General features: G+C 46.5%; 27 protein-coding genes, 2 pseudogenes and 1 other annotated feature. Of the genes and pseudogenes, 24 read left to right on the plus strand and 5 right to left on the minus strand.

Translation table 11 applies throughout. The annotated features are described in order from the left end of the window. The first annotated feature begins 108 nt into the window (after nt 1–108). Together NSQ39_RS01680 and NSQ39_RS01685 are read left to right on the plus strand one after the other, a co-directional pair. Nucleotides 109–1,267 (plus strand): annotated as a pseudogene (locus NSQ39_RS01680) (DUF4885 family protein). Between the two features lie 301 nt (nt 1,268–1,568). Then, nucleotides 1,569–2,456 (plus strand): macrolide 2'-phosphotransferase, encoded by an 888-nt coding sequence (locus tag NSQ39_RS01685; protein WP_175075381.1) that lies wholly within the window; start codon nt 1,569–1,571, stop codon nt 2,454–2,456. Between the two features lie 50 nt (nt 2,457–2,506). On the opposite strand, the gene NSQ39_RS01690 is transcribed toward NSQ39_RS01685, so the two are convergent. Then, nucleotides 2,507–2,926, minus strand: a complete 420-nt coding sequence (locus NSQ39_RS01690; protein WP_046129044.1) for a MarR family winged helix-turn-helix transcriptional regulator — start codon at nt 2,924–2,926, stop codon at nt 2,507–2,509. Nucleotides 2,927–3,192: 266 nt separating this feature from the next. Between NSQ39_RS01690 and NSQ39_RS01695 the strand changes: the two genes are divergently transcribed. Then, on the plus strand, nt 3,193–4,704 hold the full coding sequence (locus tag NSQ39_RS01695) for a class I adenylate-forming enzyme family protein (RefSeq protein ID WP_046129043.1): 1,512 nt from the start codon (nt 3,193–3,195) through the stop codon (nt 4,702–4,704). 53 nt (nt 4,705–4,757) lie between these two features. Here NSQ39_RS01695 and NSQ39_RS01700 read toward each other — a convergent pair whose 3' ends face one another. Genes NSQ39_RS01700 through NSQ39_RS01710 form a run of 3 tightly spaced genes read right to left on the minus strand, consistent with a single transcriptional unit; the run spans nt 4,758 to nt 7,994 of the window. Continuing rightward, a complete protein-coding gene (locus NSQ39_RS01700) occupies nt 4,758–5,804 on the minus strand; it encodes a zinc-dependent alcohol dehydrogenase (RefSeq protein ID WP_175075283.1) in 1,047 nt (348 codons plus the stop codon). Next, nucleotides 5,776–6,729, minus strand: coding sequence for an inositol monophosphatase family protein (locus NSQ39_RS01705; RefSeq protein WP_175075282.1), 954 nt, complete (start codon nt 6,727–6,729; stop codon nt 5,776–5,778). The genes NSQ39_RS01700 and NSQ39_RS01705 overlap by 29 nt, the downstream gene beginning before the upstream one ends. After that, on the minus strand, nt 6,726–7,994 hold the full coding sequence (locus NSQ39_RS01710; protein WP_175075281.1) for an aspartate aminotransferase family protein: 1,269 nt from the start codon (nt 7,992–7,994) through the stop codon (nt 6,726–6,728). The genes NSQ39_RS01705 and NSQ39_RS01710 overlap by 4 nt, the downstream gene beginning before the upstream one ends. A gap of 203 nt (nt 7,995–8,197) precedes the next feature. On the opposite strand from NSQ39_RS01710, the gene NSQ39_RS01715 reads away from it, so the two are divergent. The 18 genes and pseudogenes from NSQ39_RS01715 to NSQ39_RS01800 all read left to right on the plus strand — a co-directional run bounded on the left by NSQ39_RS01715 (nt 8,198) and on the right by NSQ39_RS01800 (nt 21,292). Continuing rightward, nucleotides 8,198–9,412 carry an MFS transporter gene (locus NSQ39_RS01715; protein WP_175075280.1) on the plus strand — a complete coding sequence of 405 codons (1,215 nt, stop codon included), beginning with the start codon at nt 8,198–8,200 and terminating at the stop codon, nt 9,410–9,412. 137 nt (nt 9,413–9,549) lie between these two features. Then, complete coding sequence (locus tag NSQ39_RS01720) at nt 9,550–10,377, plus strand: PPC domain-containing protein (protein ID WP_175075279.1); 828 nt, start codon at nt 9,550–9,552, stop codon at nt 10,375–10,377. 27 nt (nt 10,378–10,404) lie between these two features. Further along, nucleotides 10,405–10,740 carry a hypothetical protein gene (locus NSQ39_RS01725; RefSeq protein ID WP_236809521.1) on the plus strand — a complete coding sequence of 112 codons (336 nt, stop codon included), beginning with the start codon at nt 10,405–10,407 and terminating at the stop codon, nt 10,738–10,740. Further along, the gene (locus NSQ39_RS01730) at nt 10,700–11,224 is read left to right on the plus strand and encodes a DUF4885 domain-containing protein (RefSeq protein WP_236809520.1); all 525 of its coding nucleotides are present in this window, start codon (nt 10,700–10,702) and stop codon (nt 11,222–11,224) included. Before NSQ39_RS01725 ends, NSQ39_RS01730 begins: the two co-directional genes overlap by 41 nt. Continuing rightward, a complete protein-coding gene (locus NSQ39_RS01735; protein WP_175075278.1) occupies nt 11,217–11,516 on the plus strand; it encodes a hypothetical protein in 300 nt (99 codons plus the stop codon). Before NSQ39_RS01730 ends, NSQ39_RS01735 begins: the two co-directional genes overlap by 8 nt. 94 nt (nt 11,517–11,610) lie before the next feature. After that, nucleotides 11,611–12,369, plus strand: a complete 759-nt coding sequence (locus NSQ39_RS01740; protein WP_175075277.1) for a MerR family transcriptional regulator — start codon at nt 11,611–11,613, stop codon at nt 12,367–12,369. Nucleotides 12,370–12,601: 232 nt separating this feature from the next. Then, the gene (locus NSQ39_RS01745; protein WP_128748380.1) at nt 12,602–12,679 is read left to right on the plus strand and encodes a putative holin-like toxin; all 78 of its coding nucleotides are present in this window, start codon (nt 12,602–12,604) and stop codon (nt 12,677–12,679) included. 407 nt (nt 12,680–13,086) lie between these two features. Beyond that, the gene (locus tag NSQ39_RS01750) at nt 13,087–13,278 is read left to right on the plus strand and encodes a hypothetical protein (protein ID WP_175075276.1); all 192 of its coding nucleotides are present in this window, start codon (nt 13,087–13,089) and stop codon (nt 13,276–13,278) included. A gap of 2 nt (nt 13,279–13,280) precedes the next feature. Beyond that, a complete protein-coding gene (locus tag NSQ39_RS01755; protein ID WP_046129032.1) occupies nt 13,281–13,625 on the plus strand; it encodes a PadR family transcriptional regulator in 345 nt (114 codons plus the stop codon). Next, on the plus strand, nt 13,625–14,140 hold the full coding sequence (locus NSQ39_RS01760; protein WP_236809518.1) for a DUF2812 domain-containing protein: 516 nt from the start codon (nt 13,625–13,627) through the stop codon (nt 14,138–14,140). Before NSQ39_RS01755 ends, NSQ39_RS01760 begins: the two co-directional genes overlap by 1 nt. Nucleotides 14,141–14,189: 49 nt before the next feature. Then, nucleotides 14,190–14,448 (plus strand) — a binding site (T-box leader). A gap of 96 nt (nt 14,449–14,544) precedes the next feature. Continuing rightward, nucleotides 14,545–14,706: a tryptophan RNA-binding attenuation protein gene (locus NSQ39_RS01765; RefSeq protein WP_175075274.1), complete on the plus strand. Its 162-nt coding sequence runs from the start codon at nt 14,545–14,547 to the stop codon at nt 14,704–14,706. Nucleotides 14,707–14,722: 16 nt separating this feature from the next. After that, nucleotides 14,723–15,661 (plus strand): annotated as a pseudogene (locus NSQ39_RS01770) (DMT family transporter). 150 nt (nt 15,662–15,811) lie between these two features. Next, entirely contained in the window at nt 15,812–16,876 is a 1,065-nt protein-coding gene (locus NSQ39_RS01775) for an SEC-C metal-binding domain-containing protein (RefSeq protein WP_175075273.1), read from the plus strand. A 147-nt stretch (nt 16,877–17,023) separates the two neighbouring features. After that, nucleotides 17,024–17,740, plus strand: a complete 717-nt coding sequence (locus tag NSQ39_RS01780; RefSeq protein WP_175075272.1) for a lantibiotic protection ABC transporter ATP-binding protein — start codon at nt 17,024–17,026, stop codon at nt 17,738–17,740. Beyond that, nucleotides 17,737–18,477: a lantibiotic immunity ABC transporter MutE/EpiE family permease subunit gene (locus tag NSQ39_RS01785; protein WP_175075271.1), complete on the plus strand. Its 741-nt coding sequence runs from the start codon at nt 17,737–17,739 to the stop codon at nt 18,475–18,477. The genes NSQ39_RS01780 and NSQ39_RS01785 overlap by 4 nt, the downstream gene beginning before the upstream one ends. After that, on the plus strand, nt 18,474–19,244 hold the full coding sequence (locus NSQ39_RS01790) for a lantibiotic immunity ABC transporter MutG family permease subunit (protein WP_175075270.1): 771 nt from the start codon (nt 18,474–18,476) through the stop codon (nt 19,242–19,244). Before NSQ39_RS01785 ends, NSQ39_RS01790 begins: the two co-directional genes overlap by 4 nt. A 21-nt stretch (nt 19,245–19,265) precedes the next feature. Next, the gene (locus tag NSQ39_RS01795) at nt 19,266–19,928 is read left to right on the plus strand and encodes a response regulator transcription factor (protein ID WP_046129025.1); all 663 of its coding nucleotides are present in this window, start codon (nt 19,266–19,268) and stop codon (nt 19,926–19,928) included. Next, a complete protein-coding gene (locus NSQ39_RS01800) occupies nt 19,919–21,292 on the plus strand; it encodes a sensor histidine kinase (RefSeq protein WP_175075269.1) in 1,374 nt (457 codons plus the stop codon). The genes NSQ39_RS01795 and NSQ39_RS01800 overlap by 10 nt, the downstream gene beginning before the upstream one ends. Before the next feature lie 27 nt (nt 21,293–21,319). On the opposite strand, the gene NSQ39_RS01805 is transcribed toward NSQ39_RS01800, so the two are convergent. Next, a complete protein-coding gene (locus NSQ39_RS01805) occupies nt 21,320–22,222 on the minus strand; it encodes a LysR family transcriptional regulator (protein ID WP_175075268.1) in 903 nt (300 codons plus the stop codon). A 118-nt stretch (nt 22,223–22,340) separates the two neighbouring features. Between NSQ39_RS01805 and NSQ39_RS01810 the strand changes: the two genes are divergently transcribed. The 3 genes from NSQ39_RS01810 (at nt 22,341) to NSQ39_RS01820 (ending at nt 25,643) form a co-directional block, all read left to right on the plus strand. After that, nucleotides 22,341–22,760, plus strand: a complete 420-nt coding sequence (locus NSQ39_RS01810) for a tautomerase family protein (protein ID WP_175075267.1) — start codon at nt 22,341–22,343, stop codon at nt 22,758–22,760. Beyond that, the gene (locus NSQ39_RS01815) at nt 22,744–23,484 is read left to right on the plus strand and encodes an SDR family NAD(P)-dependent oxidoreductase (RefSeq protein WP_175075266.1); all 741 of its coding nucleotides are present in this window, start codon (nt 22,744–22,746) and stop codon (nt 23,482–23,484) included. The genes NSQ39_RS01810 and NSQ39_RS01815 overlap by 17 nt, the downstream gene beginning before the upstream one ends. A gap of 80 nt (nt 23,485–23,564) precedes the next feature. Continuing rightward, the gene (locus NSQ39_RS01820; RefSeq protein WP_175075265.1) at nt 23,565–25,643 is read left to right on the plus strand and encodes a class I SAM-dependent methyltransferase; all 2,079 of its coding nucleotides are present in this window, start codon (nt 23,565–23,567) and stop codon (nt 25,641–25,643) included. Nucleotides 25,644–25,647 lie beyond the last annotated feature (4 nt).

Raw genomic sequence — 25,647 nt, forward strand, 5'->3', positions numbered from 1 at the left:
CAAGGCGGTTCTTCTATACACTCTGTGTAAAAAATTGTTTGATAAGGTTCACATTAACAAATTAAAGCCGATATAAAACAATAGACAGAGTTGAACAGGAGGATTCCGATGCGACTGAATCGTCAATACATCCGCACGCAGCTGATGGTCCAAAACATGCTGAAAGAGCATGCATCTAAAACAAGCAAAACCCGTTCTTTTCGTACTGCCGCGGTATTAGAAAAATCGTCTGCCGAAGGGCTGAAGCAGCTGAACTATTCAAAAGACAGGATTGTTAACAACGCCGGGAGTTTCAGCAGACTGTACCAAACAGCGAATAACCGGACTGTGACAGACACAGGGGAAGAAACGATGATTCGTGCAAATAATCCCTATGAGTCACAGAGCGACATCTGCACCAAAATCCTTGATGAAAAGTACAGCAGGATCAATGCGATCAATAAAACGAAGCCAGACCCGATCGGCTATATTAAGGATAAATATAAAAATCCGGCTTCCCCTTATTTGAAGCGATTTAACAGCAGCGGAAAGGCAGGCTGCGTACGACAATGAAACGGAATGGCTGTTCAAAGGCAAGGCGCAAAGCTATAACCTGCAAGATGCTGCATTCCGCAATGTATCTTTAAATGGCGAGGCCGATGCTGAGAATGAAAAGATATATCAGCGCAGCCAGGTCAACCAGCAGCTTCAAATATTGCTGGATCGGTTTCAAATTGAAATTCCAAAGGATACGACGCTCACGATTTCGATTACGCCGATTGATTATAAAGTTAAGGTCAGCGGTACAGATGATAAAGAACTGATTAATCAAATCGAGAGATTATTAGAAATGGGCGAAAACAGCAAGGAATTATTTTTACATATCATGAAAAGCTTAAGCAGTGATTCTGCCCAATATTCCCCTGATGCGTATCAAAAATACCAAACAGCCCGTGAAATGTATGAAGTGACGGGCTATCATGTGAAGGATTTGGAAGTCATCGACGGCCGTTTTGTAACGCCTGACGGACGCGATTTATTAGACGTGTATAAAGAAGAGCTTGAAAAGGATCCCGTGCAACAGAAGACGGTCCATTATGCATTGGCTCACTATGGATCACAGCTTAGCCAGCTTGCGAAAGCCGGGTATGATTCCATTCCGGATTTTATTTTATCGATTGACTACAGCAATGGATCTTTGAGAGATATAGGACAGAAGAAGACTTATGGAACAGGGGATACGGCCTGGTTCGAAAACCTAAAGCGTCAAGCCGGTATGAATCTTTAGTCAAAGGTATTGAGGACTATTGGCAAACCTGTTAAAATAAACCTAACTTTACAGAACGGAGGGGTTCTATGGCATACATCAGATTCCGGTTGCCGCTAATTAAATAGTGGAGCAAGGTCTCTGCCTGTGTGCAGGGTAATCGGGATTGATCTGCCTTTTGATGGAATCTAATATGAGGGGAAAGGGGCGCGATTCGGACGCCCCTTTTTTTTTGCGTTTTTGAACCGATTTTAAAACAGCACAGGCGGATGGCCTGTGTTTTTTTGATCGAAAAACGGATAAGGGGGAAATTGAATTGAATATGGAACAAATGCTGGGGCTGGCGGAGACATACGGTCTTCAGCTGAAATCTGAAGGTGCGGAGATCAATGAGTCGGGCATGGATTTTCAAGTCGTTTTTGCAGATGATGAATCAGGGAGGAGATGGGTGCTGAGAAGGCCAAGGCGGGACGATGTCATCAAAAGGGCCGCTGCCGAAGGAAGAGTGCTCAAAATGCTTCGGGGCCGCCTTCAGGCCGAGGTTCCGGAATGGCAAATCGATGAGCCGGAATTAATTGCGTATCCGATGCTTGCCGGTGTTCCGGCTGCCGTCATCGATATGGAGATCAGGAATTATGTGTGGAATATGAAGCATCAGCCGCCTGCCGAGCCGTTTGTCCGTTCGCTCGCGCAAACGCTTGCCGACCTCCACGGGATCGATCATCATGCGGCTAAGGAAGCAGGTGTACAGGTGATGAGTCCAGACGATGTACGACAAAAAAAAGCGGACGACATGGAGCGGATCAAGGAAGAGCTTGGAGTCAGCGAGATGCTGTGGGAAAGGTGGCAAAGGTGGATTTCGGATGATTCGTATTGGCCAAGGCATTCCGTGTTGATCCATGGCGACCTGCATCCGCCGCATATTCTGATTGACAGGGATCTCCGTGTGACAGGTCTGTTGGATTGGACTGAAGCGAAGGTCGCTGATCCTGCTAAAGATTTTCTTCTGTATCAGACGATTCTAGGCGAAACGGAAACAGCCCGGCTCATCGGCTTCTACGAAGAAGCCGGGGGGCGGGTCTGGCCGGGGATGAAACGGCATATTGCCGAGATGCAGGCCGCTTACGGAATCGAGATCGCCATGTTTGCGCTTTTGACAAAGAAAAAAGAGCATATGGACATGGCGTTTGAAGCGCTGGGCCTCAAATAAAAGAAAACCAGGCTGTCGATCGTATCGATGGCCTGGCATGCAAGCGGGCATTACGTAAAAATCTTCCCAATCAAAGCAAAAAAAGTCTCTTTTTCTTCTTCTGACAGCTTTTCAAACAGCTGATCAATCAATGCCTGGCGGTTTTCGACCATCTGCGCTGCGATCCGTTTTCCTTCCTGGGACAGTTCAAGCCAGACCGTGCGCCTGTCATCAGTGTTTCTTGATCTGATGACAAGCCCTTCTTTTTCTAAATGATTCAGCGCGTTCGTCGTAGCCGATGGAGACAGCGATACTTCCTGCAAAATGTTTTTCACGGTACAAGTTCCGTGTCTGTGAATGATCCGTAAAATAAACCCTTTTACGCTTGTAATATGCTTTGGAATCGTTTTTTCATCGATTTCCTTTGAAGATCGCAAAAATTTCGACAAGGCATGGTCTAACAGGTTGGCTTCCATGATATGGTGCTTCATGAAGGATTCCTCATTTCCGTATAGCGGCCTCATTGATTTGTACTAGTCGAACATAGGTCAATTTTATCATAAGTGAAGCGTATAGAAAGAGATTTTTAAGATTGAAAATAAATCCAAATTGTTTTCTCTAATTATCAATTAATAAACAGAACAATTCCAACTTGAAATGGTTTTACAATGGATATTTTTTGTTTTAGAATGAATTTGTACGTCACATAATATAACCATGTTTTGTGAGATACAATGAACAATTGGAGATGAATATTTTGGGTACACTTCAGCAATTAATCAATCACCATATGGAAAGCTCAGACGAATTGGCGGCTTTATCCGGAGGAAGCCGGACGTTTACGTTCAAGGAATACTGCGAGCGGGTGAACCAATTGTCGCATTATCTGCTGGAGGCAGGTGTTCAAAAAGGAGATCATGTTGCGATTTTATGTAAAAATAATCACCATTTCCCCGTCATTTTGCTGGCGTCATTGAAGATCGGCGCGACGGCCGTTCCCCTCAGCTGGCAGTTGACATCCTACGAATTGGAGGGGATTTTAAACAAATCCCAGCCCAAGGCCGTTTTTTACGACCGGGAGTTTGCAGACGTTTTATTGCCGCTGCGCCGGCAGCTTGAGCGTTGCATCCTGATTGAAGCAGGTGTGGGAATGGACACCACCGGACAATTTGAAAGCCTTTTAAAAGACAGGCCATCCGAGGTTGAGACGGAGCAGGTGACAGAACACGATTTAGCTTTGATGCTGTTCACATCCGGAACGACGGGAAATCCGAAGGGATGCATGGTTAATCACGGCAGCCTCGCCGCGTATTTGACAGAAGTGAATGTAAAAGGAAAGCGGCTGAAAGGAACCCGTTTTCTGGCGAGCCATCCGCTGTATCATATGAGCTCGCTGAACCATGTGTTTCAGGGCGCTTTTGAAGGAGTAGGGCTCTACTTTTTATCTGATCCGGAGCCTGCAGAGATTTTGCAGGAAATCGAAGCAAAAGGCATTCATATGATGATGGCGTTTCCGTCTGTATATACTTACATGCTTGAGGAAATGAAAAAGCGCGAGTATAACCTGTCATCGATCTTGAGCCTGATTTCAGGCGGGACAAAGGTTCCGGTGCGGCTGATTAAAGAATACCATGAACGCGGCATCCAAATGGTGCAGGGGTACGGAAGCACCGAAGCCTGGACGATCAGCGTCTGGAGGCCTGACATGGGCTGGGATAAAGTCAATTCCGCCGGTAAACCGATTCCTCACGTCAGCGTGAAAATCGTCCATCCCGAGACACGGGAAGAGCTTCCGGCAGGTGAAGTCGGGGAAGTTGCCGTCAAAAGCCCGTACGTGTTTGAAGGGTATTATCAAAACCCGCAAGCGACGCAAAAGGTACTGAAGGATGGATGGTTTTACATGGGCGACTCGGGCAGGCTTGACGAAGACGGATTTTTATATATTACCGGCCGCTATAAAGACGTGATTGTATATGGCGGAGACAATATTTATCCGGATCAGGTGGAGGAAGTGATCGAGCAGGTCCCGGGCGTTGTCGAAACGGCCGTTATCGGCGTTCCAGATGAGATGTACGGTGAAGTTCCGAGGGCATACGTCGTGAAAAACGAGAACTCTCCTTTAAGCGAACGGGATATCATCGAATTCTGCAAAGGGCGCCTTGCGGAATACAAAATTCCTGACATCGTGTTTGCCGAAAGCCTTCCGAAAAACAGGCTAGGCAAGATCGTCAAAAAGGATTTGCGGGAGCTTGCTGCTAAAGGGCAGTGAGTCATTCTTCGAATAAGCTGAACCGGCTCGGAAACGAGCCGGTTCTTTTCCTGCTACATCATATCCGGATCTGTAACAAGAATCGTTTTGATCGCCGTGATATCTTTTCTCTCTTTTGTAATCGGGTCAATGCCCATCAGATTGTCAATCGCCTGTTCAAAATTTTCAAGCGCCGTCTTTTCGGTGATCAGCTCTTTAAGCCGGGGCATGTCCGAGGCGCAGGATAAGGCCGATTCCATGGTCTGCCTGGCTTCCCCGGTCCCGACAATCGTAACTCCGCCCGATAGCAGCTGATACGGTTTGATTTTCATTTCATATGTGTCGTCAAAGCCCATGGGAACTAGCCTTCCGCCTTTTTCAGCCAATGGATAAGCCCATTCCAGCTGATTTCCGATCGCATCAAAAATCACGTCAAATTTTCGTCCCTGGTTGATGCGAAAAACTTCCTCAAGGTTTAATTCGTCAGGATGATAGACGTGATCGGACAAAGCGCGCGCCGCTTCCGCTCTAAAGCTGCCAATCTCCGTTGCGACGGTCAGCCTTGCCGTTTTTTTGGCCATCATCTGAACGAGCAGACCGATGGGCCCTGAGCCTAAAACCAATACGGAGTCATCCGGTTTGATCGCAGCTTTTTCCATCACATGTAAAACGCACGACAGAGGCTCGATTAAAACGGCCCGCTCCCACTCCATTGCGTCCGGTATTTTATACATAAACCGATCTTCGCCTACGTAATATTCGGCAAACGTTCCATGCGCCCCGATCCCCAGCTGCCAGTCTTCAAACGTCTCGCAGTAGCAGGTTAATCCTTTTCTGCAATAGTAGCATTTGCCGCAGTACTGGGTCGGATCAATGACGACGCGATCCCCGGGCTTGACGTTTTTGACGTCTTCGCCGGTCTCAACGACGACTCCGGCTGACTCATGGCCCATGATCATATTGTGTGCAGCATACATTTTTCCTTTCAGCACATTAAGGTCCGTTCCGCAAATTCCGGTGCCGTATATTTTCACCTTTACTTCATTGGGCTTTTGGATTTGCGGTTCTTCTACATCCAAATATTCAAGCTTATCAGAGGGAGTCCACACTAACGCTTTCATCTCTGCTCCTCCTTTTTTCCCAGCGGATTTCGTCAAGCAGTTTTTGATGAAGTTCCTTTGTCGATGCCGCAATGCACGATTGCTGGTTGTGATAGCTTAGATCCGTGAGAAGAGTGTCATCCAAAGAATGTCCATAGGCATCGGTAATGACAACACCCGCTTTTTTCGCTAAAAATACACTGGCCGCAATATCGTAAGGAAACAGATGCAAGACTTTGCCGTTCCCTACTTTCTGAAAATCGGGCAGCAGGCCGGGATCGTCTTTGAGCAGGCGATTGCCGATATCGACATATGCGTCCATTTGTCCGGTGATAATTCTGGAGATGGAGTAGGATGCGCTGTTGAACACGAAGACGCCGCCGTTATTTGCAGACAGGTCAATCAAATGGCCGTATGCACCGGTCATCAATTGCGCGGGATGGCCGTTGAACTCTAGGCTCCAAAACATGTGTTTTAATTCTGTAACGCTGCTCATATTCGGCAGTTTCCCGTCGAAGCCTTCGCTAAAGATGGAGGCGGTGTAAATATCGCCGTACATATAGGCGCCGCTTTTCAGCTCCAGCAGAAAAGCGAATTCAATATCTTTGATTTTCGCATCCGGTTTATACGCCGCCAAAGCAATGGAGATGCACGCCATTTCAAGCCCTGCGGCGGCCGGCCGGGTTCCGTCAATGGGGTCGACGATCAAAATGTATTGCGGATTTTCGCCAAACATCTTGAGCCCGCCGTCTTCCGTATAGAAAGCGATCGGACAGTCTCTGTTCGTGATAAACTCCAGCACCGCGTCTTCAGCAGCCTGATCGATGTTAAATTGGGCGTCCCCTCCCGGAGAATAGCCGTTGACGATCCGTTTTTTCAATGTCCCTTTTTGGCCTTTCAGCTTCTGATAAACAAATGTCCCGAGTTCGATGATATAGTCTCTCATTTTACCGCCTCCAGCAATTGGCGAAGTCTGTAGCAAAGCATTTCCGCTTCGCTGAGCGTGATGGTCAGCGGCGGCCGGATCTTAAACACGTTTCCGTAGCCGTAACGGGAAGTCCGGATAATCAAACCGTAGTCCATAGCCCGTTTGGAAATATAATTGGTCAGCTCGACATCAGGCTCGAAATCATCCTTGACAATCTCGACCCCGATCATCAGGCCGAGTCCTCTGACATCTCCGATAAATGGAAACGCCTGTTTCATGTCCTCTAAGGACTCCATAATATAGTTTCCGACGGTCGTTACGTTTTCTAAAAACCCCGGCCGCTGCATAATATCGATGGTTGCACAGGCTGCCGCCGACGCCATGACATTTGAGCCGTATGTGAAGGAGTGGTGATGGCCGGGCAGTCCGGTATATTTTTCTTCAGTGAGGGTGGCGGCGACTTGGAAGCCCGTGCCTCCCAGTCCTTTGGCGACAGTCATCATATTCGGCTTCACATCGAAGTGCTCGGCGGCGAACATTTTGCCGGTCCTTCCGAAGCCGGTCTGGATTTCGTCGAAGATCAGGGCGATATCGTGCTCTTCACAGAGCTGTTTCAACGCTTTGAGGTATCCTTTAGGCGGTACAATATTGCCTCCGTTCCCGGAAATCGGTTCGACGATAATGGCAGCGACTTTACCGCTGCTGGCGTACTCAATAAAATCATGAATCCTTTCTACACAAAGCATGCCGCACGTATCCGGCTTTTGTTTGTAAAAGCAGCGCTGACAATACGGATCAGGGACTTGCAGTCCGAAAGAAAACTGCGGGGGAAACGGCTCTCTGCGAAACGAATTTCCGGATAAAGCAGACATCATATACGTTTGTCCGAGGTGGCTTCGAAAAAGTGAAATGACATCTCTTTTTCCTGAATAATACTGAGCCATCTTAATAGCGCCTTCATTGGCAGCCGAACCGCTGCTGACCTTGGGGTGTACTTTCGTAAGGTTATCCGGGGAAATCTCGACAAGCTTTTCGGCTAATTGATTGACTGCATCCGTCTGGAAGGAAGAAGTGACATGAATGAGCTTGTCCGCCTGGTCTTTGACTGCGTCGATCACTTCTTTGTTGCTGTATCCCAAATTCAAGTTGAACGTTGCCGAGGCACAATCAATATATTCGTTGTCCTCCTGATCGTATAAATGAATTCCTTCTCCTCTGACCATCACAACATCATCGACTTTGTAATACAAGCTGTCCGGATTTGCAACCTGTTTCGTCCCCATATATACCACCCCTGATTTTTATTGAATATCCAAAAAAGGATAAACATGTCATTAATATTAGAATTTTGAAAAATATTGTCAATGCTTTTTTCATTAATTTTGTTAAATATTTGTTAACGTATAAATCAGGGATGTCCGTCTTCTAATTTTATGATATGTTAACAATAATTGGTTTGAAAAATCTTCGATAAGGAGATCAAACGATGAAAACTCGTCTGCTGTGGATCAGTTGTTTTTCTTACGGATTGATTGCTTTTACCCTCGTCATTCTCGGAGCTGTCCTGCCGGAGCTTCTGGCACATTACTCGCAAAGCTACAGCAATGGCGGAATATTGGTATTTTCGCAGTTTATGGGGTTTTTAATAGGGGTGCTTACGATGCCTCTGTTCGTCAAAAAACTGGGGAGAGTAAACGTCGTCCTTTTGGGCTTGGCGATGATCAGCTGTGAATTGTTTATCTTCTTTTTGCCTCCCTGGCCTTTGCTTTTTTTATTTGTCGGTGTAGCCGGGCTTGGAGCAGGGTTAGTTGAGCCTTGCGTGGGAACGATTATCCTGACGGCCATTAAGGATAAGCAGGCGGCAGCCATGAGCAAGGTGGAAGTGGCATACGGCCTGGGAGCTCTCTTTATGCCGCTGCTATCAGGCTTTTTAATCAGCAGAGGCATATGGCCATTGGCCTTTCTTGTGCTCGGATTAAGCGCTTTCCTGTTGATGATCGGCTGGAAGCGGCTGAATCTTGAAAGCCTGGATGAATTAATGGCTGATCAAGAAAGCCGGGAGAAGACGGGAAACGAGACTCGTATTAGATATCGAGATAAGAGCTTGCTGTTCATTGCTTTAGGGGCTGTCTATTTCTTCTTTTACGGCGGCAGTGAGATGTCGATCGTCAATTTCATGCCGGCCATTTTTGCCAAAAACTGGCAGATTGCTAATTCCTTGGCGACGATATCGGTCACCCTTTACTGGTCCGGGATGGTCATCGGACGGGCATTGACAGGGATCGTTTCTGAGAAAATGACCTATCACCGCTTTCTCAGGATGATTAATATTGGCAGTCTATTGTCGCTCATCATGTTGGCAATGAGCGGCAGCGTTTGGGCAGGATTTGCGCTTTGCTTCCTGGCCGGTCTGTTTATGGCGGGAATGTTTGCAATCGCTTTGATCATTACCAATCAGTTTTTCCCGGGGAAGACAGAGCAGACGACAAGCATTTTGCTTGCTTCCAACGGGCTCGGAGGTGCCATGCTGCCGGTCGCTATGGGATGGAGTTTGGACGATTTTCCTGTTCAAACGGCATTTTGGATATTGATTGTGTTAGGGGTTATTATGCTGTTTCTTGTACTTGTGCTGCGAGTCTTGGAGTCCGGTAAGTCACGCATTCTCAAAAAATCAGAGAACAGCGGAGTTAAATCGATGTAGTCTTTTGAAAGACCAGAAGGAACAGACATGGGGAGGGTATGTTTTACTATTATTTCGCAATGTTTCTTAAAACTTACATTTTATTACCGATATAAGGAAGGGAAGTTCTTTTATACATGAATAGGAGGCAATAACAAATGAAAAACAGCGTGTGTTTGTTAATGTTCATTCTTTTGTTGTTATCGGTTCCGGTGTATTCGGCTTCAGCGAGCGTATACGAAGACGAATACGAACCCAATGATTCACTGGCCTCCGCATATGATACCGGTTTGTGGAAATATAAGACGATTTCGGCAACGATTCATAGTACCAAAGATAAAGATTTTTATAAGTTCTATGCCACAAAAGGGGAACAGCTTGCCATTCACCTCAAGAACATCCCGGCAGGTACAGACTATGACCTTTTCTTATTTAAAGATTCCTACGGCTACCCTGCCATTGACGCTTCTGAAAGAACGGGAATCCAAAATGAAATCATTCGTTTTGATGTTCCTGAAACGGGAAAGTATATCGCCGTTGTCAGCTCGAAAAACGGCACATATGATGAATGGGGATTTTACAGGCTTGAATTTATAGACAGAATGAAAAGCGGAACATATACGGCCAGATTGTCACCATCAGCAATCTCCAGTCCTGGAAAAGGAACCGTCTCTCCAACGGCTGCAGTAAACCTGGCAAACGACTCAGCCGTCCCTGACGGAGCGGTCGTAAAGAGCGTATCCGCAGAAGGAACGATTTCCCCAAGTCTAGGCAACACCTTTAGAGAAGTACTAAACAAAGAAGAAGGCGTCTGGCATAAAACCGTTTCTGGAGGAACATTGTTCCCGGATATTAAATTGGAAAACGGACTGCCTGTCAAAACGACATGGAATGCCAGATATTACTCGCTTGCATGGAGCAGTTCAACTTGGAAATCGCCGCAGTTGAAGATCAACTACCAATATGATCAAACATACGGCTGGTAATAAATGATGAGCTGGAAAGGAGCTCCCATGAATATTCGAGATAGGGTTAAACTTGCACTTTATACAGAAAAACTGATAGATTTTGTTTCAAACCAACAGCAGTCAAAAACAAAAAGGCCTGAGACCGAAGCCGCTGCAAAAAAAGATACGCTGACCATCAGCAAGGAGGCTGAAGAAGCGCAAAAAAACGGACGATCACTAAAATCTCGAATGAATGGCGTGCAGCTTTCAATATATTTTCTCTATGAAAACAGGCAGCTCTTAAACAGTGATATCGAAAAAGCCCTCAGAGAAAACGGCATCACTCTTGCGGAAAATGAGCATGCAGATTCATGTCGATGGCAAAAATCACATTACAGTTGAAGGGACTTTTGACGATCTGAAAAGAGCGCAAATAGAAATGGCGCTGAATGGGGTAGAAGAGCTCGGGGCCGAGCTGTTAAGCCATTCGGATTATGTCGGTGAACAGAATGGAAAGCCGGTAGACAAAGCCGCTTACGAAAAATGGCATGTCAATGAGTTTCTAAAAAAGATGGCAGGGCTCACTCTGCCGGACGTCAGTTTGAATAAAGCGGGTGACATCATCGGCGGAAATGAGAAGCTTGAAAAAGTCATTCAAGCCGCCGCAAACCCGAAAAGCGATTTGGACAGAAGCTGCGGAAACATGCTGAAAAAGCTGAAGAATGTATTGGCAAAAGGTCCGGACACAATCCCCGACAGATCCGCTTCATTCGGCTATTCAGGCGGGACGCTGATTGATCTGAATGTCTCTAAAGGATTTTCCGCAGCCCAGATAGACGAATGGCTGGATGATCCGTTTTTAAGGAATGCCATCCAATATGTCTAACATCGTCTATAACGAGCCGTTTGAATGCGAAGAATGGATTTGGAAGATTCATGATGACGCGTATTTGCTAAAAAAATACCGGCAGATTGACTGTGAATACAGCGATGAAGATGAAGAGCTGTTCGAGTATGATTACGATTTTATCATGATCTCTTGTTTTGATGAAAAAGGGACGCATCTATATACTGCCAGAAAGTATTGGGATGAGGATGAGATTCACGCTCTTTCCCGTCCGAACGGAAATGATGCAAAAACTAAAAAAGAAGTTTCACGTTGCAAATATAAGGTATGAAAGCAGGCCGAGGCTTGCTTTTTTTTTTATAAAAAAAGCATTGACTCTCACGTTGCGTGATACTTTATAGTCAATATCAAAGGGAGGTCAGATTATGAAACTAAAGGTGAAAGAGGTTGCCGATATGGTCGGAATCAGTGTGCGCACACTCCATCATTACGATGAAATCGGACTTTTGATTCCGTCGGAGACGACTGAATCGGGCTATCGGCTTTATTCAGATGACGATCTGGAAAAGCTGCAGCAGATCTTATTTTTTAGAGAGCTCGACTTCCCTTTGAAAAGAATCAAAACCATTCTCGAGGATCCGTCTTTTGACCGGCATGAAGCGCTTCACATGCACCGGAAAATGCTGCTTGAAAAACGAAAGCGGCTGGACCAAATGATTGAGACGATCGATAAAACGATACAATTTACGAAAGGGGAAATAGAAATGACAAATGAAGAAAAATTTGCGGGCTTCGATTTCAGCCAAAACCCGTACGAAGCGGAAGCGCGCGAACGCTGGGGAGACGAAGCCATTGACAAAACGAAAGCCCATATGGCCGCCATGTCTGAAGACGAACGGAAAGCGGTGGAACGGCAATTTGACGCTATTTACAGAAAAATCGCATGCCTTCGAAACGGTGCGCCTGATGCAGAGGAGGCACAGGAAGCCATTCAAGAATGGTATGATTTTTTAAACCAAAATTCAGGCCATCACTTTTCGCTTGAGACATTCAAATGCATCGGGCAAATGTATGTCGATGATGAACGCTTTACAAAAAATATCGATCAATACGGCGAAGGCTTAGCTGAATTTATGCGCGACGCGATGGCGGTGTTTGCTGAGCGGAATAAGAAATCAGAATAGTTGCTGCTTTTTTACAAGCATGACCAAAAAAATCGCTCTCCTTTGGAGCGATTTTTTTGCGCTGCGATAAGGCTTTTTTAGTTTCTGCATCAGCCTCAATATTTTGTTTTTCGAGATGGAAAGGTATCTCAGTTTTTGAAGTGCTATGGTAAAATATTCATTGTACACAAAAGCTATATGCTCGCTTGAGGGAGTTTCTTGCTCATCCCCATTTGAAAGGGGGTGATGCATCATGACAACATACGAAACAATCTCTATAATGATTGCTTTCGGCATGCTGATTGCCGTGTTGTCTAAGAAAGAAAAATAGACACTCCCTTAAGCCTTGGCAAGTGAAAGGGATAGTGTCTACGGAAGAGCTATCTGAGCAAGCCCCTTGACGGGCCGCTTTGTGTATGATGACTCGACTGTTGGCGCAGTCGGGTCTTTTTTATTTTATGCATTTCTAAAAAAGGAATGCAATTTACGTGTGTCATGTTTTCCTGCCGTACTGCATTTTGACTTGGGTGTAATGCAGAATTTTACTTGGTTATTCGATACATTTATCTTACTCATTTGAGTCTAAAAAAGCAACTAATCATGAGTGGTCCATACCTTTTAAATAAGCTTCCTGAACAACTCTGCCCGTTCCGTCTTACAGGCAGAAGGCTAAACGCCACGATATTATATCGCCATGCGATATATCGGGTTACGATATAAAAGTCCGGAGGTGAAAAAATGAGATTATACCGCACAGGAATTGCATTTGTTCTAACCGGGATGGCGCTGCTCATGTTGATGATGTTATCGGGGGCAAGCGGAGCATTTTGGGCTATGGCGTGTGGGGGCAGTATTTTATGTAATATGACTGGGGCTGCATTGCTCATGAAGTTTGTAAGTGATAAACGTCGTGCTGATGGAGAGGTGTGAAAGTGAAGAAAACAAATCCGGAACGTTATTTGCCCCTTACCCAGGCGACGTTCTACATATTATTGTCATTAACCGAGCCGCTCCATGGCTATGGAATCATGCAGAAGGTAGACGGCATGAGCGGAGGGGAAGTGAAGCTCGGTCCAGGCACTCTTTATGGGGCGCTTAACAAGCTTGAAAAGCAGGGCCTGATTCAAAAGACCGAAGGCACGGGAGATGACCGCAGAAAGCAATATATTTTAACGAATGAAGGCTGGACGGTTGCAGAGCTTGAATTTAAGCGTCTGTCCAAATTGGTGGCAGTCAGTAAATCCATTTTGAGGAACAAGAGAGGCGGCAATGAATGATGAAAAAAAGAAAGTATGTATGTCGTTTCTTTTTAGCCTGGCAAGATCGTGCCGAAGAAAAGTGGCTAAGTGAAATGGCAATGAACGGCTGGATGCTGAAAAAGTTATTTCTATTTGTTTATTTATTTGAAAAAACGGAGCCAAATGAAACGGTATATCGACTTGACTATAAAGCTACATCAAACCGGGATGAAGAAGAATATGTACGGATCTTTCAGGATGCCGGCTGGAGGCATGTCACCCGTTTGTTTAATTGGCACTATTTTGCGGCTGATGCGAGTCAGGTTCAGACAACGGCGATTTATACCGATCGGGAATCAGAGGCTCTGAAATATAAAGGTTTACTGCGTGTATTATATACCGTGTTCATCGGCGTTTGTCTTAGCCTCTTCCTTCCCTTGCTTTATGTCGGGGTTCATGGCTATTTATATGGATTGTACGGCTTCGGCTTAATCGCCATCGCTTTATTCATCGCCTGCATCCTGAAAGTCCGTTCCAAAACGAAAATAGATTGACACGCCTTCAATGTGTAGCGTATGATAATTTTTACAAATCATGTACGGCTAAACGATGTGGAGGAAGAGTAAGTACGCGTCAATGGCGAAGGTTTAAGAGAGTCGGTGGCCGGTGTGAACCGATACCTCCCTGACGCGGAATGGGCTTCTGAATCGCCCTGCTGAAACGAAAAAGTAGGCGGGGCCGGAATGTTCTCTCCGTTATTAAGAGAAACATATCGAAAAGGGGTATTCCTTTTCTGTATGTTTGCTAAGCGAATCGTTGATGCGATTAAAAAAGGTGGTACCGCGAGACCCTCGTCCTTTTGTGGCGAGGGTTTTTTGTGTTTTTAAGGAGGTGATGGCCATGGAAGGAGACCGGCCGACGTGGCCGTTTCATGTCAGATTAAATGGGGGTGAACATTGTGGTGATCGCAACAGACGACTTGGAAATCACCTGCCCGCATTGCGGGGGCAGCGGCGAGGAAGACCGGCTTCCATGTCCGAAATGCTCGGGAAAAGGCGTCATCCAGACGGCACAGGGGAATACGCTGCTGCATTTTATTAAAAAGCATATCGATGAATAAAGGATGAGTATGAGAAATGAAACGAGCTGAGGGGAGCGTAGTTGAGCAGAGCGGCGTTCAGGCCGCTGCGGGGATATGTTTTATGGTATTTGGGACGATGTGTTTTGCATCAAAATCCATTTTTGTGAAATGGGTTTATGAACAAGGCGCATCACCTACTGCGGTTTTATTATACAGGCAATTGATTGCAGCGCCGCTGTTTTGGATGATATGTTTTCTTTATCGTTCAAAGCTGCCGCCGAAACCACAAAAAAGGGAGATTATACAAGCTTGCACAGCAGGTCTGCTTTGTTTTTTTCTGTCACCGCTGCTTGATTTTATCGGGCTTCATTATGTATCGGCGATTGTCGAGCGGATGCTTTTGATGAGCTATCCGATTTTCGCATTGATCCTGTCTGCACTGGCGAAAAAGAAAATAATGCCCATGCGCGATCTCATCGCCATTCTTCTTGTCAACGTCGGCCTGTTTTTGGCTGTCGGCGGCTGGGATTCACAGCTGGTCAAGGCGAATCTGTTTGGTGCGTGTTTGATTATTTTATCAGCGGTCGTTTATGCCGCCTATCTCGTTGTATCGGGCAGCCTTGTCCACCGGATCGGCGGCATTCGGATGAATGCTTACGGAATGTGAGCGGCGAGCGTTTTGATGGTCGAATACACGGGGGTCCAAGCGGCCGGAGACGAGCCGGTCAACCTTGTTTCCTACGATCCTTCACTGTACGGTTTGTTCGTCATCATGGCGGTCGTAACGACGGTCATTCCTTTTATGCTCATGCTTGAAGGCATCAAGCGGATTGGAGCGGAACGGGGTGCCGTCATTTCGATGGCTGGGCCGGTAATTACGATTTTCTTCGGTGTCTTGTTTTTGAACGAACACCTGACTGCCATTCAGTGGGCCGGATGCTGTCTTGTGCTGCTGGTGATTGGTTTTCTGGAATATCGAAAGATAAAGAGATAAAAAGCATCGTTCAAATCGGACGGTATTTTTTGCCGTATTTCAAAAAATTTACGATTACGCTAAATCCTTCTCTTTTTCATTAACGATTTCCCACTCTCCAAAGTTTTGATAAAATATATAAGTTGTAGTATATGATACGGAGGTTTAATCGTGGGAAAAGTGAAGAGAAACATGCCTTGCCCTTGCGGCAGCGGGCTGAAATATAAAAAGTGCTGCGGCAATACGAAGGCGGAATTTCCGGCCGTTGTTGTGCAAGAGCTGAAACAGATTCAAAAAGATGTTATGGAATTCGCGTTTACAGAACATAAACGAACGATTGATCAATTTCTCAATCAATATTCTTTTCTGGCAGATTTGGATGAATCGGCGCAAAAAATATGCGTCTTTAATTTAGGAGTGTGGGGAGTATTTTCCCAGCCGCTTGCAGAGGGCGCCCTGACGATCTTTGAGGATTATTTGCGGCAAAAGGGCTCTGCCATCCTCAGATCGCAAACGAAAGAAGCTGTTCAATCCTGGAAGCATCTGGATCCGGCTTTGCTGCAGGTCAAGCAAATCGCCGATGGTGCGGTTCGTTTTGAAGATGCGGTCTCAAATAAAGAAGTCACGATCAAAATGAGCGTGAAAAGAGAGGGGCCTTTCATCGGCGAGTATGTGCTCGGCTTTCCGATTCAGCTCGGCGGGCATACGGAATTCTTCCTGCAATTTACGATCTATCCGCGGAAAATGGCGGAAGCGATTAAAAGCAAGGTTTCAGAAGAGCTGGAACGCTTTACGGGTGAAGGCGGCGCAGCAGAACGGTTTATGAGGGAAGAGTTTCATCGCCTGCTGATGAGGCTCTGCCAAGAAGAAGAGCCTGCATCAAAACCTGCTCCCCGTGAGATCGAATGGGCGAACGATATGGAAAAAGAAACCGCGCTCGTCCTTGAAAAAGGCATGCTTGAAGCGGGACATCCCGAAACGTTCGTTTCTTGGGCGATCGGCGTATGGAAATCGTATTGCGCCAAAAAATCCCCGAGCATTAAAAAAACCGAAGCATTCGCGGCTGCATTGGAGTACTTCATCAATACGATATCCAAATCGGAAAAAGCGGTATCCCAGGCGAAGCTTGCGAAAAAGTACGGCGTCAGCGCTTCGACCGTCTCGAACCGTTTTAAAGATATCGAAGCCGCATTAAAAGATGACCTTGATCAACATCTTGAACTGATGCCTTCATGATACAAAAAACCTTCCGACATGATTGGAAGGTTTTTTGCGTTTTCCCAGTCTTGATTAAATCTTGATAAAAGCATCTTACAATATCAAATGACACCATGTGGAGCGCAGCCGCTCCGAAATCAAAGAAATACGGGGAGAGGAAAAGGCATGGGAAACATCCTGTTGGAAACGAAACATCTAAAAAAACAATTTGGCAGAAGCACAGTGGTGACAGATGTCTCGCTTACAGTTCAAAAAAACAGCATTTACGGACTGCTCGGTCCCAATGGCGCCGGGAAGTCAACAACTCTGAAAATGCTGACCGGAATTTTAAAACCAACGTCAGGGGAGATCTTTTTTGACGGCCATCCATGGAAAAGGTCTTTTTTACAAGATATAGGGTCTTTAATTGAATATCCGCCTCTTTATGACAATTTGACCGCATATGAAAACGTAAAAGTCCACGCAACACTAAGGGGCCTTGCACATGACAGAATCGAGAAGGTGCTGAAAACCGTTGATATGCACCATGCCGGAAAAAAAAGAGCGGGACAGTTCTCGATGGGAATGAAGCAGAGACTCGGGATCGCAATTGCCCTTTTGAATCATCCGAAGCTGCTTATTCTGGATGAGCCTACTAACGGACTGGACCCGATCGGCATACAGGAACTGAGGGAGCTCATCAGGTCATTTCCGCGGGAAGGGATCACGGTTATCTTATCAAGCCATATTCTTTCAGAGGTGGAGCAAATCGCAGATCATATCGGCATCATCAGCGGAGGACGCCTTGGGTACCAGGGGGAAATCGATAAGAAGGACGATCTTGAGCGGCTCTTTATGGAAGTCGTAAAGTCAAACCGTGAGAAAGACGGTGGAGATCAATGATCGGACAATACATAAAAGCAGAGAATCTGAAGTTTAAACGGGCGTTTGCGAGGAAAGCCATTGTCACCGTTCCTTTGATCAATATATGTTTCTCCTTTTTGATGAACGCCGGCTTTTTCGTCACGGGTACATTCAACTGGTGGTCGATCATATTTATGCCGATGAAGATCGCATTGATGTGTGCATCATCACACCAAAAGGAGAAAAAAGCGTCCAACTACAACGGCGTCTTTTCGGCACCGGTCGACTTGAAAACGATGTGGTATGCAAAAGTGGCGGTGATCGCAATTTATTCATTGGCTTCGCAAGTCATATTTTTAGGTTTCATGTATATGATGGGGTTTGTTATTCCGCAACTTGCGACTGTCAATTTGGCCATTATCACAGCCAGTCTGCTGCTTTGGGCCGCCACGCTCTGGGAAATTCCGCTCTGTCTGTTTCTCGCGAGAAGGTTTGGATTTGCCGCTGCCGTTACGGTCAATTTATTAGGCAGCTTGATTCTCGGCATTATGTCGGCTTCGAAATCTTTATGGTGGTTAAACCCGTGGAGCTGGTCGATCCGCATGATGTGTCCGGCGATCGGCATACATCCGAACGGCTTGCCGCTTGAGAATGGCGATCCCCTGCATAGCTGGGCGGTCGTTCCTCCGGCGGTGCTGCTTGCGGCTCTGTTGTTTGCAGTCTTGATGATCGTGACAAAACGTTCGTTTTCACCAACGGGGGGTGGTATAAAGTGAGGCTGTTTTTGAGGTGCCTGCGGGCAGATATCCAAAAAACGAAGCGCACCTCTTTTATGTGGCTGCACCTTTTGATTCCGTTCATTTACGCAGGGATTTTTCTGCTTTATTTCTATTCGAAAGACCCGGGCCCGTTTGATTTATATCAATCGTATATGACGTTGATGGCGGTTGCATTGCCGTTTCTCATCAGCATCATGTGCGGGACGGCTGCCCAACTCGAAGAGCATGCCGGAAAATTTCAAGTGCTCCTGGGCGCAACGTCTGTAAAGCTGACTGCGTATGTCAGTAAAATCGCCCTCCTCCTTATGATGAATGCGGCATCCGTCTTTTTGGCGATTGCAGTCTACCTGGCCGGGCTGACGTTTGTCTTAAAGGTGCCCGATCTTCCGTATGCTCTTTTTTGGGAAGGCGGGGCATGGCTGTTCGCCGGATGTGTGACATTGTATATGCTCTATTTTTTGGTCAGCTGTGTGTTTGGAATAGGAGCGTCCGTTCTATTGGGAGGCGCCGGCTTTCTTATGACGGCTCTGATGAATACGGGGCTTGGCGACGTGATATGGAAATACAACCCGTGGGCATGGGGCATCAGATTATCAGGCCTTGCCGGAATACGTTATTTTGGGAAAATCGACGCCGAATATATGCCGTTATTCGACCGGGAAATGAATACGGGAATATATATGATGACGTTTGTTATAATGGCTGTATTCATCACCAGCATCCTATGGTTTATCCGCTGGGAAGGAAGAAAGGCTAATGAATAGTGATAAAGGGTGGATAAGCAAGTGGCGAACATTTTGGCGGTAGACGATGATAAGGATATTCTGGTCCTCATTCAAAACATTTTGCGGCGGGATCAGCATCTGGTTCATACGCTGGATAGAATAAACAGAGAGTCTCTCGACGTTTTCGGAGGATACGATTTGATTTTGCTCGATGTCATGATGCCCGACATTGACGGATTTGAATTATGCAAGCTCATCCGTCCGATCGTAGACTGTCCGATTATATTCCTTACGGCGAAGACGGATGAAGAAGCAGTCGTAAAAGGTCTCATGACGGGAGGGGACGACTATATTTCGAAGCCGTTCGGCGTTCTCGAGCTTAGCGCAAGGGTCAATGCGCATTTAAGAAGGGAGAATCGGGAGAAGCACGAGAGAAGGCGGCTCATTTCCGGGTTTTTGTTTCATTTTGACAGCAAGGAAGTATTTATTCACGGTCAAAAATTAAACCTGACGAAAAACGAATATAAAATATGCGAGTTCCTGGCCCAACATAAAGGCCGGACCTTTTCGAGAGAACAGATTTATGAAGAAGTATACGGGTTGGACGGCGACGCTTTATACTCTACGATCACCGAATTCATCAGGACGATTCGAAAAAAATGCAAAGAACATCATGAGGATCCCATTAAAACGGTGTGGGGCGTAGGATACAAATGGGAATAACGAAAAGAAAAAAGACGCTCCGCAGAGAACTGATTGTATACATGATCACGCTATGTTTAAGTTTAGCCGCCGTTACCTCCCTGTATCTGTTTGTCAACACAATGGGAATGAATGCGGGTCTGATTGATCCGGCGAATGATAATGAACATAAAGCGGAAAAGCTGAAACCGCGGCTTCAGGAAGCAAAACAGGTAACAGGCAGCATGATCCCGGATACGATGTCATACGCCATTTTGGATAAGAAATCGAAGCGGAAAACCGCGGGGACGATAAAAGAGAAAGATTTATATATTGTGAGGAAAAAAATAGAGAACAAGCCGTATGTAAACTTCAAGCAAAAAGGCTATCTGATCATCGACCGAAAAGACGAATATTGCGTTTTGGAATATTCCTTGCGGGCTGAATTCCATTCTCCATTATTGAGAAAGTATCTTCCAAACTATGAGCTGACGAGCATTTGCATCCTGGTTATGTTGATCATCACGGTCATTTTTATTGTGACAACGCATTTTGCCAATCAATTAAAAAGGCATTTCGACAAATTAAACACGATAACGGAACAAATCAAGGAACAGAATCTGAATCTTTCACCGGAATACTCGAATTTCAAGGAATTTGATGATGTCATTGAATCTCTTATCGAGATGAAAAATGCCCTTCAGGAATCTCTTGAGGCGCAATGGCACATGGAAAAATCGAAAAACGAACAAATCGGCGCGCTTGCCCACGATGTGAAAATCCCTATGACGATTATTAAAGGAAATGCGGAACTGCTGGGTTTATCATCACAAAGCGGGGAGCAGTCCGATTATATCGGCTATATCCTGAATGCCGCAAATAAAATCGAGCAATATATCGATCAATTAATCCATATATCAAAAACAGAGGAAGCGTTCCGCGCCGATCTGAAACGCGTTCAAGTGAAGGAGCTTGTAAACAGCGTGATTCAGGAAATGACGGCATACATAGGAAGCAAAAGCGTTGAAATCGTGCGGACAGAACACAACCTTGATTCGCAAGAGGCAACAATTGATCGCCAGCTTCTTCAGCGGGCGCTGATGAATATTCTGTCAAACGCAGCCGACCATTCGCCTGACGAAGGGAAGGTTTATTTTGAAGCAGCCTGCCGGCGAGACTCCCTCACTTTTACGATCACGGACAGCGGGAATGGCTTTACTCCTGAAGGGCTGAAAAAAGCGGCACAGCTTTTTTACATGGAGGATAAAAGCAGAACATCCAACGGACATTACGGAATCGGCCTTACGTTTGCTCTTAATGTCGCAAAACTGCATCAAGGCGATCTGGTGATCAGGAATGCGGAGACGGGGGGCGGACAAGTGCAAATAACGATTCCGCTAAATTAGGCGTAAGGTTGGGAAGGGCCTTCCGGATCAATTCGGAAGGTCCTTTTTTTGTCTTTGAAGATTTTCTTTTAAACATTGATAAAGCTTGGCTGCCGCGTGCTTCAGAGGAAATGCCGACGTTTTGCAGAGGATGCCGAACCTGATGGCAATCGGATTGTCACTGAGGTCGCGGACCGTAGTTCCGGCAGGCGGGGAGGACGCGATGCTTTTTGGAACGAGGGCGATCCCGAGTCCTGCGGCTACATAGTTTTTCAATGCGGTCATGCTGCCGACTTCCATTGTGTTCATTTGGCTCCCGGGCAATTCCTGAAAGGCGATTTCGACTTTTTTCCGATACGTACAGTTGTGGGCCGTGATGAGCAGGCGATGCTCTCTGAGATCATTTAAGCTGACGCGCTCATGTTCTGCCGCAGGGTGTCCTTCGGGCATGAGCACTGTCAGCTCTTCCGCGAAAAGCGGTTCAAAATAAAGGTCTGTTCCGATCGCCGGCGTCGAGCAGACGGCGAGGTCGAGGTTCCCTTGCAAAAGCCGTTCCGCGAGCGGCGCCGAGTTTCCGATTTCGACGGATATCCGGATCTTTGGATGCTCTGCTAAAAATTCTCCCAAAATCCCGGGCAAAAGGCGGCTTGCGATCGGTTCCACCGCCCCTAGGCGAATGCTGCCGGCTTCACCGAGCAATAAGTCAGACATGTTGTTTTGCAGCTGCTCGATCTCTTTGACGATATGCCGGCTTTGATCAAAAAAAAGCCTGCCGGCTTCCGTCAGCCTGAATGTTTTTCCCCTTTCCAGCAGGCGGACTCCGAGGTCTGTTTCGAGTTTTTGAATTTGCATCGTCACGGTGGACTGGGCGTAATTCAGCTCTTCCGCCGCCCGATTGAAGCTTTTGCAAGTTACGATTTTATGAAACGTCTTTACTGCTTTCATATCCATGTTCAAATTCCTCCGATATGGGGTTCAATAAAATTGAATATATCGTTCAAATGATTCAATTATACTAAACCATAAAAGGAATATATACTATAAATCAAACAAGAGGAGGGATGATCACATGCCGTTTGTCCGAATTGATCTATTAAAGGGCAGAACAAAGGAAGAGCTTCGAACGATCAGCCGCTCTGTTCATCAGGCGATGACAGAGACGATCGATGTGCCGGAAGACGACTACTTTCAAGTGATTACACAGCACGATGAAGAAGAATTTTTCTTCGATCCGGGCTATATGAACATCAATCGAACGAAAGATCTGATTTATATTCAAATCACAATGAAGCAAAGACCGATCCAAAAAAAGCCGGCATTGTATCGACGCATCGCAGAACACCTGCACAGCGGGGCAGGCATTCGGATGGAGGATGTCATGATTATCGTGACCGAGAATGTGAAAGAGAACTGGTCGTTTGGAAATGGGATTGCACAGCTTGCATCAACAACCGGGGAAGGGGCGGATCAAAATGGATATTCAAGATAAAACGGCACTCGTGACGGGAGGCGGCACCGGAATCGGACGGGCTGTATCTCTTAAACTGGCAGAGCGCGGGGCTGCGGTTGCGGTGAACTATTCACGTTCAGAAGCGGAGGCGGAAGAAACGGTCCGGATGATCGCTGAAAGAGGAGGACGGGCGATCGCCGTTCAAGCTGACGTTTCCCGGGACGATGAAGTCCGGAATATGATTGAAACGATCGTACGGGAGTTCGGAACTGTCGATCTCCTCGTCAATAATGCAAGCATCACCCGGCATATTCAGCTTGACGATTTGGAGGCCGCTTCGGATGACGTCTGGGATGTGCTTTATGCTGTCAATGTCAAAGGGATGTTCCACTGTGCAAGGGCGGCGGCCCCGCTGATGAAAAAAAACGGCCGTGGTGCCATCGTTAACGTCGGAAGCATTGCCGGATTGACCGGATCAGGGTCTTCGCTACCGTATGCCGTATCAAAAGCGGCAGTTCACGGTCTTACGAAATCATTGGCTCATGCGCTTGCCCCGGAGATTACGGTTTCCAGCGTAGCGCCGGGAGCAGTGGCCACGAGATGGTGGGAAGGCAGGGAAGAAAAAATGATGCAGCTTACCCGCCAGATGCCTTTGGAACGGCTCGCTTCCCCTGAGGACATCGCCAAGCTCATCTGTGATGTACTTGAGCAGGAGGCCATGACGGGGCAGATCATAACCGCAGACAGCGGACAGACGCTGTAAACTATGTGTATTTCGCCCTATTTCTATATGAAACTATTTACCTTATGATGGTTCTTATAGAATAGAAAGAGGGAAGCTACATGAGACGTCTGGAATCTTTGGAAGCAATCGAAAAACTGAAAAACGGGGACCGGCATGTTTTGCGGGATGCCGAATGGTTGAAATATCTTTTTTTGACGGAGGAGAAAAACGTTAATCTGGAGCGCGTTCCTTCATTGGAAAAGATGCCTTCCAATCCTGTTCTTCTCTATGTTGAAAAGACGCTCTGCATATTAGAGCAAGCCGATATCCCGGAGAGGGAAAAGGCGATTATTGAAGAGGTCCTTATCTGGAGTGAGACGGCGAAATGCGGACAGCCTCATAAAAGAAAGGAATGGCGGGACAAAGGGTTTCAGCTCGCGATTCATAACATCGGCTCAGCGCAAATCTATGCAAACCGAAGCCGGCCGTTTTTGGCTGACCGGCAAGATACGGAGGAGCTTGTCTACCTGTTGATTTTGACGCACGGGCTTGTGGGGCAGTACATTCGCGGGGAATCGAGATACCGGCAGCTTGATCCTCTGATCGATTGGATGGAAGCATCAGGACAGGCGGACATCGATATGAAGAGGGTGCTGTATGTTTTGAACAAATGCATTATCGCCGGCGTGTCGGCTGCGCTTTGGGATTCGGTCAAACACGATGTGAGCGAGGTCGTGGCGCATCTTTCGGAAGGTGAGCGCAAAAGAGAGCTGCCGTTTGCAGAAAGGCTGAAAAAGCTGCGCCAGCAAGCGATTGATATGGGAGAAGACGGAAGCCGCTATGAGCCGTATTTGACAAAGCACTCGGCAGAAAACGCCCTGCGGCGGCTTTTTGGACAGGTCGACTTATGGTATGTGGAGTCAGCGCTTTCCTCTTTCAGCTTTGAAGAGTTCGTCAAAATCTTCCTGCTCATCCGCCGTTCCGTCAATCCCCTGTCTGTCAGGCATATCAGTTTTGAACCGCTGATGAAGGATATTTACCGCGACTATCAAGGCGTTCGGCATACGAATATTTATAAAAAGCGGATTATTGAAGCTTATTTGAAAGAAATGTCTGTCACAGACCTGCTTCACGGCAAGGCGCCTGTTAATGAACACGTTTCTTTAGCGGTTCAGCCGTTTGACGCCGCTTCGGAAATCATCGGTGTCACCTTTTCGTTCTCAAAGGCCGGGCTGAAGCTGATTGAGTTTTGTCAAGAAGCTGAGAAATCGCCGTTATACGAAAGGGCGATCGTACTGCTTTACGACTTTTTTGAGTTTCGGAAAGATTCATTTGACCGCCTGCAAAACGAGCAGGCTTACTTGTCAGATATGAATGGCGCTGAAGATTATAAAAAGAAGATCGCCGATTATGCCGTCGGGGAAAAGATGCTCGATATCGGCGCAGGCGGAGGCGTTATGCTCGATTTGCTGACGGAGTATCACCCCGAGGCTGAAGTGATCGGAATTGATCTATCGGTCAACGTCATTGAAGAACTGCAAAAACGGAAGGTCCGCGAGCATAAACCGTGGAAGGTCAAGCAGGCCGATGCGCTGGATTTGCCGGAGTATATCGAAAAGGAGAGCGTCGATACGATCGTATTTTCATCGATTCTCCACGAATTGTTTTCATACGTTCCTTATGAGGGCAGAAAATTCAATCACCGGATCATTTCCCAAGCTTTAAAAAGCGCGTTTGAAGTGCTGAGGCCAAAAGGCAGGATCATCATCAGAGACGGCATTATGACAGAGGACAAGATGGCGGTGGTCCGGATTCGCTTTAAAGATCCAGATGGAATGGCTTTCTTAAGAAGATATGTCCGTGACTTTAAAGGACGGCAGATAGAGATTCTTGAGATCGAGAAGGATGCGGCTGTACTTTATGTCAATGATGCGATGGAATTTCTCTATACATATACTTGGGGGGAAGAGGCGTATCCGCATGAAGTCCAAGAGCAGTTTGGCTATTTCACGCCTTCTGAATATCGGGCCTGTATTGAGAAAGAACTGGGCGGACGTGCGAATATCCTTGCTTTTGAGCATTATTTGCAAGCAGGGTATGAGGAGCATCTTATTCCCAAAATTGAATTAACAGAAGTGAATGGGGAGGAAGCTTCTTTGCCTGACAGCACTTGTTTTATTGTCATTGAAAAACGATAGCAAA

The organism is Bacillus sp. FSL W8-0848 (genome assembly GCF_038007805.1).
Taxonomy (GTDB): Bacteria; Bacillota; Bacilli; order Bacillales; family Bacillaceae; genus Bacillus; species Bacillus glycinifermentans.

Excerpts from the sequence above, each read along its gene's own strand:
- NSQ39_RS01785 (WP_175075271.1), top strand. The coding sequence starts at position 17,737 with ATGATCGGACAATACATAAAAGCAGAGAATCTGAAGTTTAAACGGGCG.
- NSQ39_RS01780 (WP_175075272.1), top strand. The coding sequence starts at position 17,024 with ATGGGAAACATCCTGTTGGAAACGAAACATCTAAAAAAACAATTTGGC.
- NSQ39_RS01750 (WP_175075276.1), top strand. The coding sequence starts at position 13,087 with ATGAGATTATACCGCACAGGAATTGCATTTGTTCTAACCGGGATGGCG.
- NSQ39_RS01685 (WP_175075381.1), top strand. The coding sequence starts at position 1,569 with ATGGAACAAATGCTGGGGCTGGCGGAGACATACGGTCTTCAGCTGAAA.
- NSQ39_RS01720 (WP_175075279.1), top strand. The coding sequence starts at position 9,550 with ATGAAAAACAGCGTGTGTTTGTTAATGTTCATTCTTTTGTTGTTATCG.
- NSQ39_RS01745 (WP_128748380.1), top strand. The coding sequence starts at position 12,602 with ATGACAACATACGAAACAATCTCTATAATGATTGCTTTCGGCATGCTG.
- NSQ39_RS01710 (WP_175075281.1), bottom strand. The coding sequence starts at position 7,994 with ATGGGGACGAAACAGGTTGCAAATCCGGACAGCTTGTATTACAAAGTC.
- NSQ39_RS01820 (WP_175075265.1), top strand. The coding sequence starts at position 23,565 with ATGAGACGTCTGGAATCTTTGGAAGCAATCGAAAAACTGAAAAACGGG.
- NSQ39_RS01760 (WP_236809518.1), top strand. The coding sequence starts at position 13,625 with ATGAAAAAAAGAAAGTATGTATGTCGTTTCTTTTTAGCCTGGCAAGAT.
- NSQ39_RS01690 (WP_046129044.1), bottom strand. The coding sequence starts at position 2,926 with ATGAAGCACCATATCATGGAAGCCAACCTGTTAGACCATGCCTTGTCG.
- NSQ39_RS01815 (WP_175075266.1), top strand. The coding sequence starts at position 22,744 with ATGGATATTCAAGATAAAACGGCACTCGTGACGGGAGGCGGCACCGGA.
- NSQ39_RS01805 (WP_175075268.1), bottom strand. The coding sequence starts at position 22,222 with ATGGATATGAAAGCAGTAAAGACGTTTCATAAAATCGTAACTTGCAAA.
- NSQ39_RS01730 (WP_236809520.1), top strand. The coding sequence starts at position 10,700 with ATGCAGATTCATGTCGATGGCAAAAATCACATTACAGTTGAAGGGACT.
- NSQ39_RS01800 (WP_175075269.1), top strand. The coding sequence starts at position 19,919 with ATGGGAATAACGAAAAGAAAAAAGACGCTCCGCAGAGAACTGATTGTA.
- NSQ39_RS01715 (WP_175075280.1), top strand. The coding sequence starts at position 8,198 with ATGAAAACTCGTCTGCTGTGGATCAGTTGTTTTTCTTACGGATTGATT.
- NSQ39_RS01725 (WP_236809521.1), top strand. The coding sequence starts at position 10,405 with ATGAATATTCGAGATAGGGTTAAACTTGCACTTTATACAGAAAAACTG.
- NSQ39_RS01705 (WP_175075282.1), bottom strand. The coding sequence starts at position 6,729 with ATGAGAGACTATATCATCGAACTCGGGACATTTGTTTATCAGAAGCTG.
- NSQ39_RS01740 (WP_175075277.1), top strand. The coding sequence starts at position 11,611 with ATGAAACTAAAGGTGAAAGAGGTTGCCGATATGGTCGGAATCAGTGTG.
- NSQ39_RS01810 (WP_175075267.1), top strand. The coding sequence starts at position 22,341 with ATGCCGTTTGTCCGAATTGATCTATTAAAGGGCAGAACAAAGGAAGAG.
- NSQ39_RS01735 (WP_175075278.1), top strand. The coding sequence starts at position 11,217 with ATGTCTAACATCGTCTATAACGAGCCGTTTGAATGCGAAGAATGGATT.
- NSQ39_RS01700 (WP_175075283.1), bottom strand. The coding sequence starts at position 5,804 with ATGAAAGCGTTAGTGTGGACTCCCTCTGATAAGCTTGAATATTTGGAT.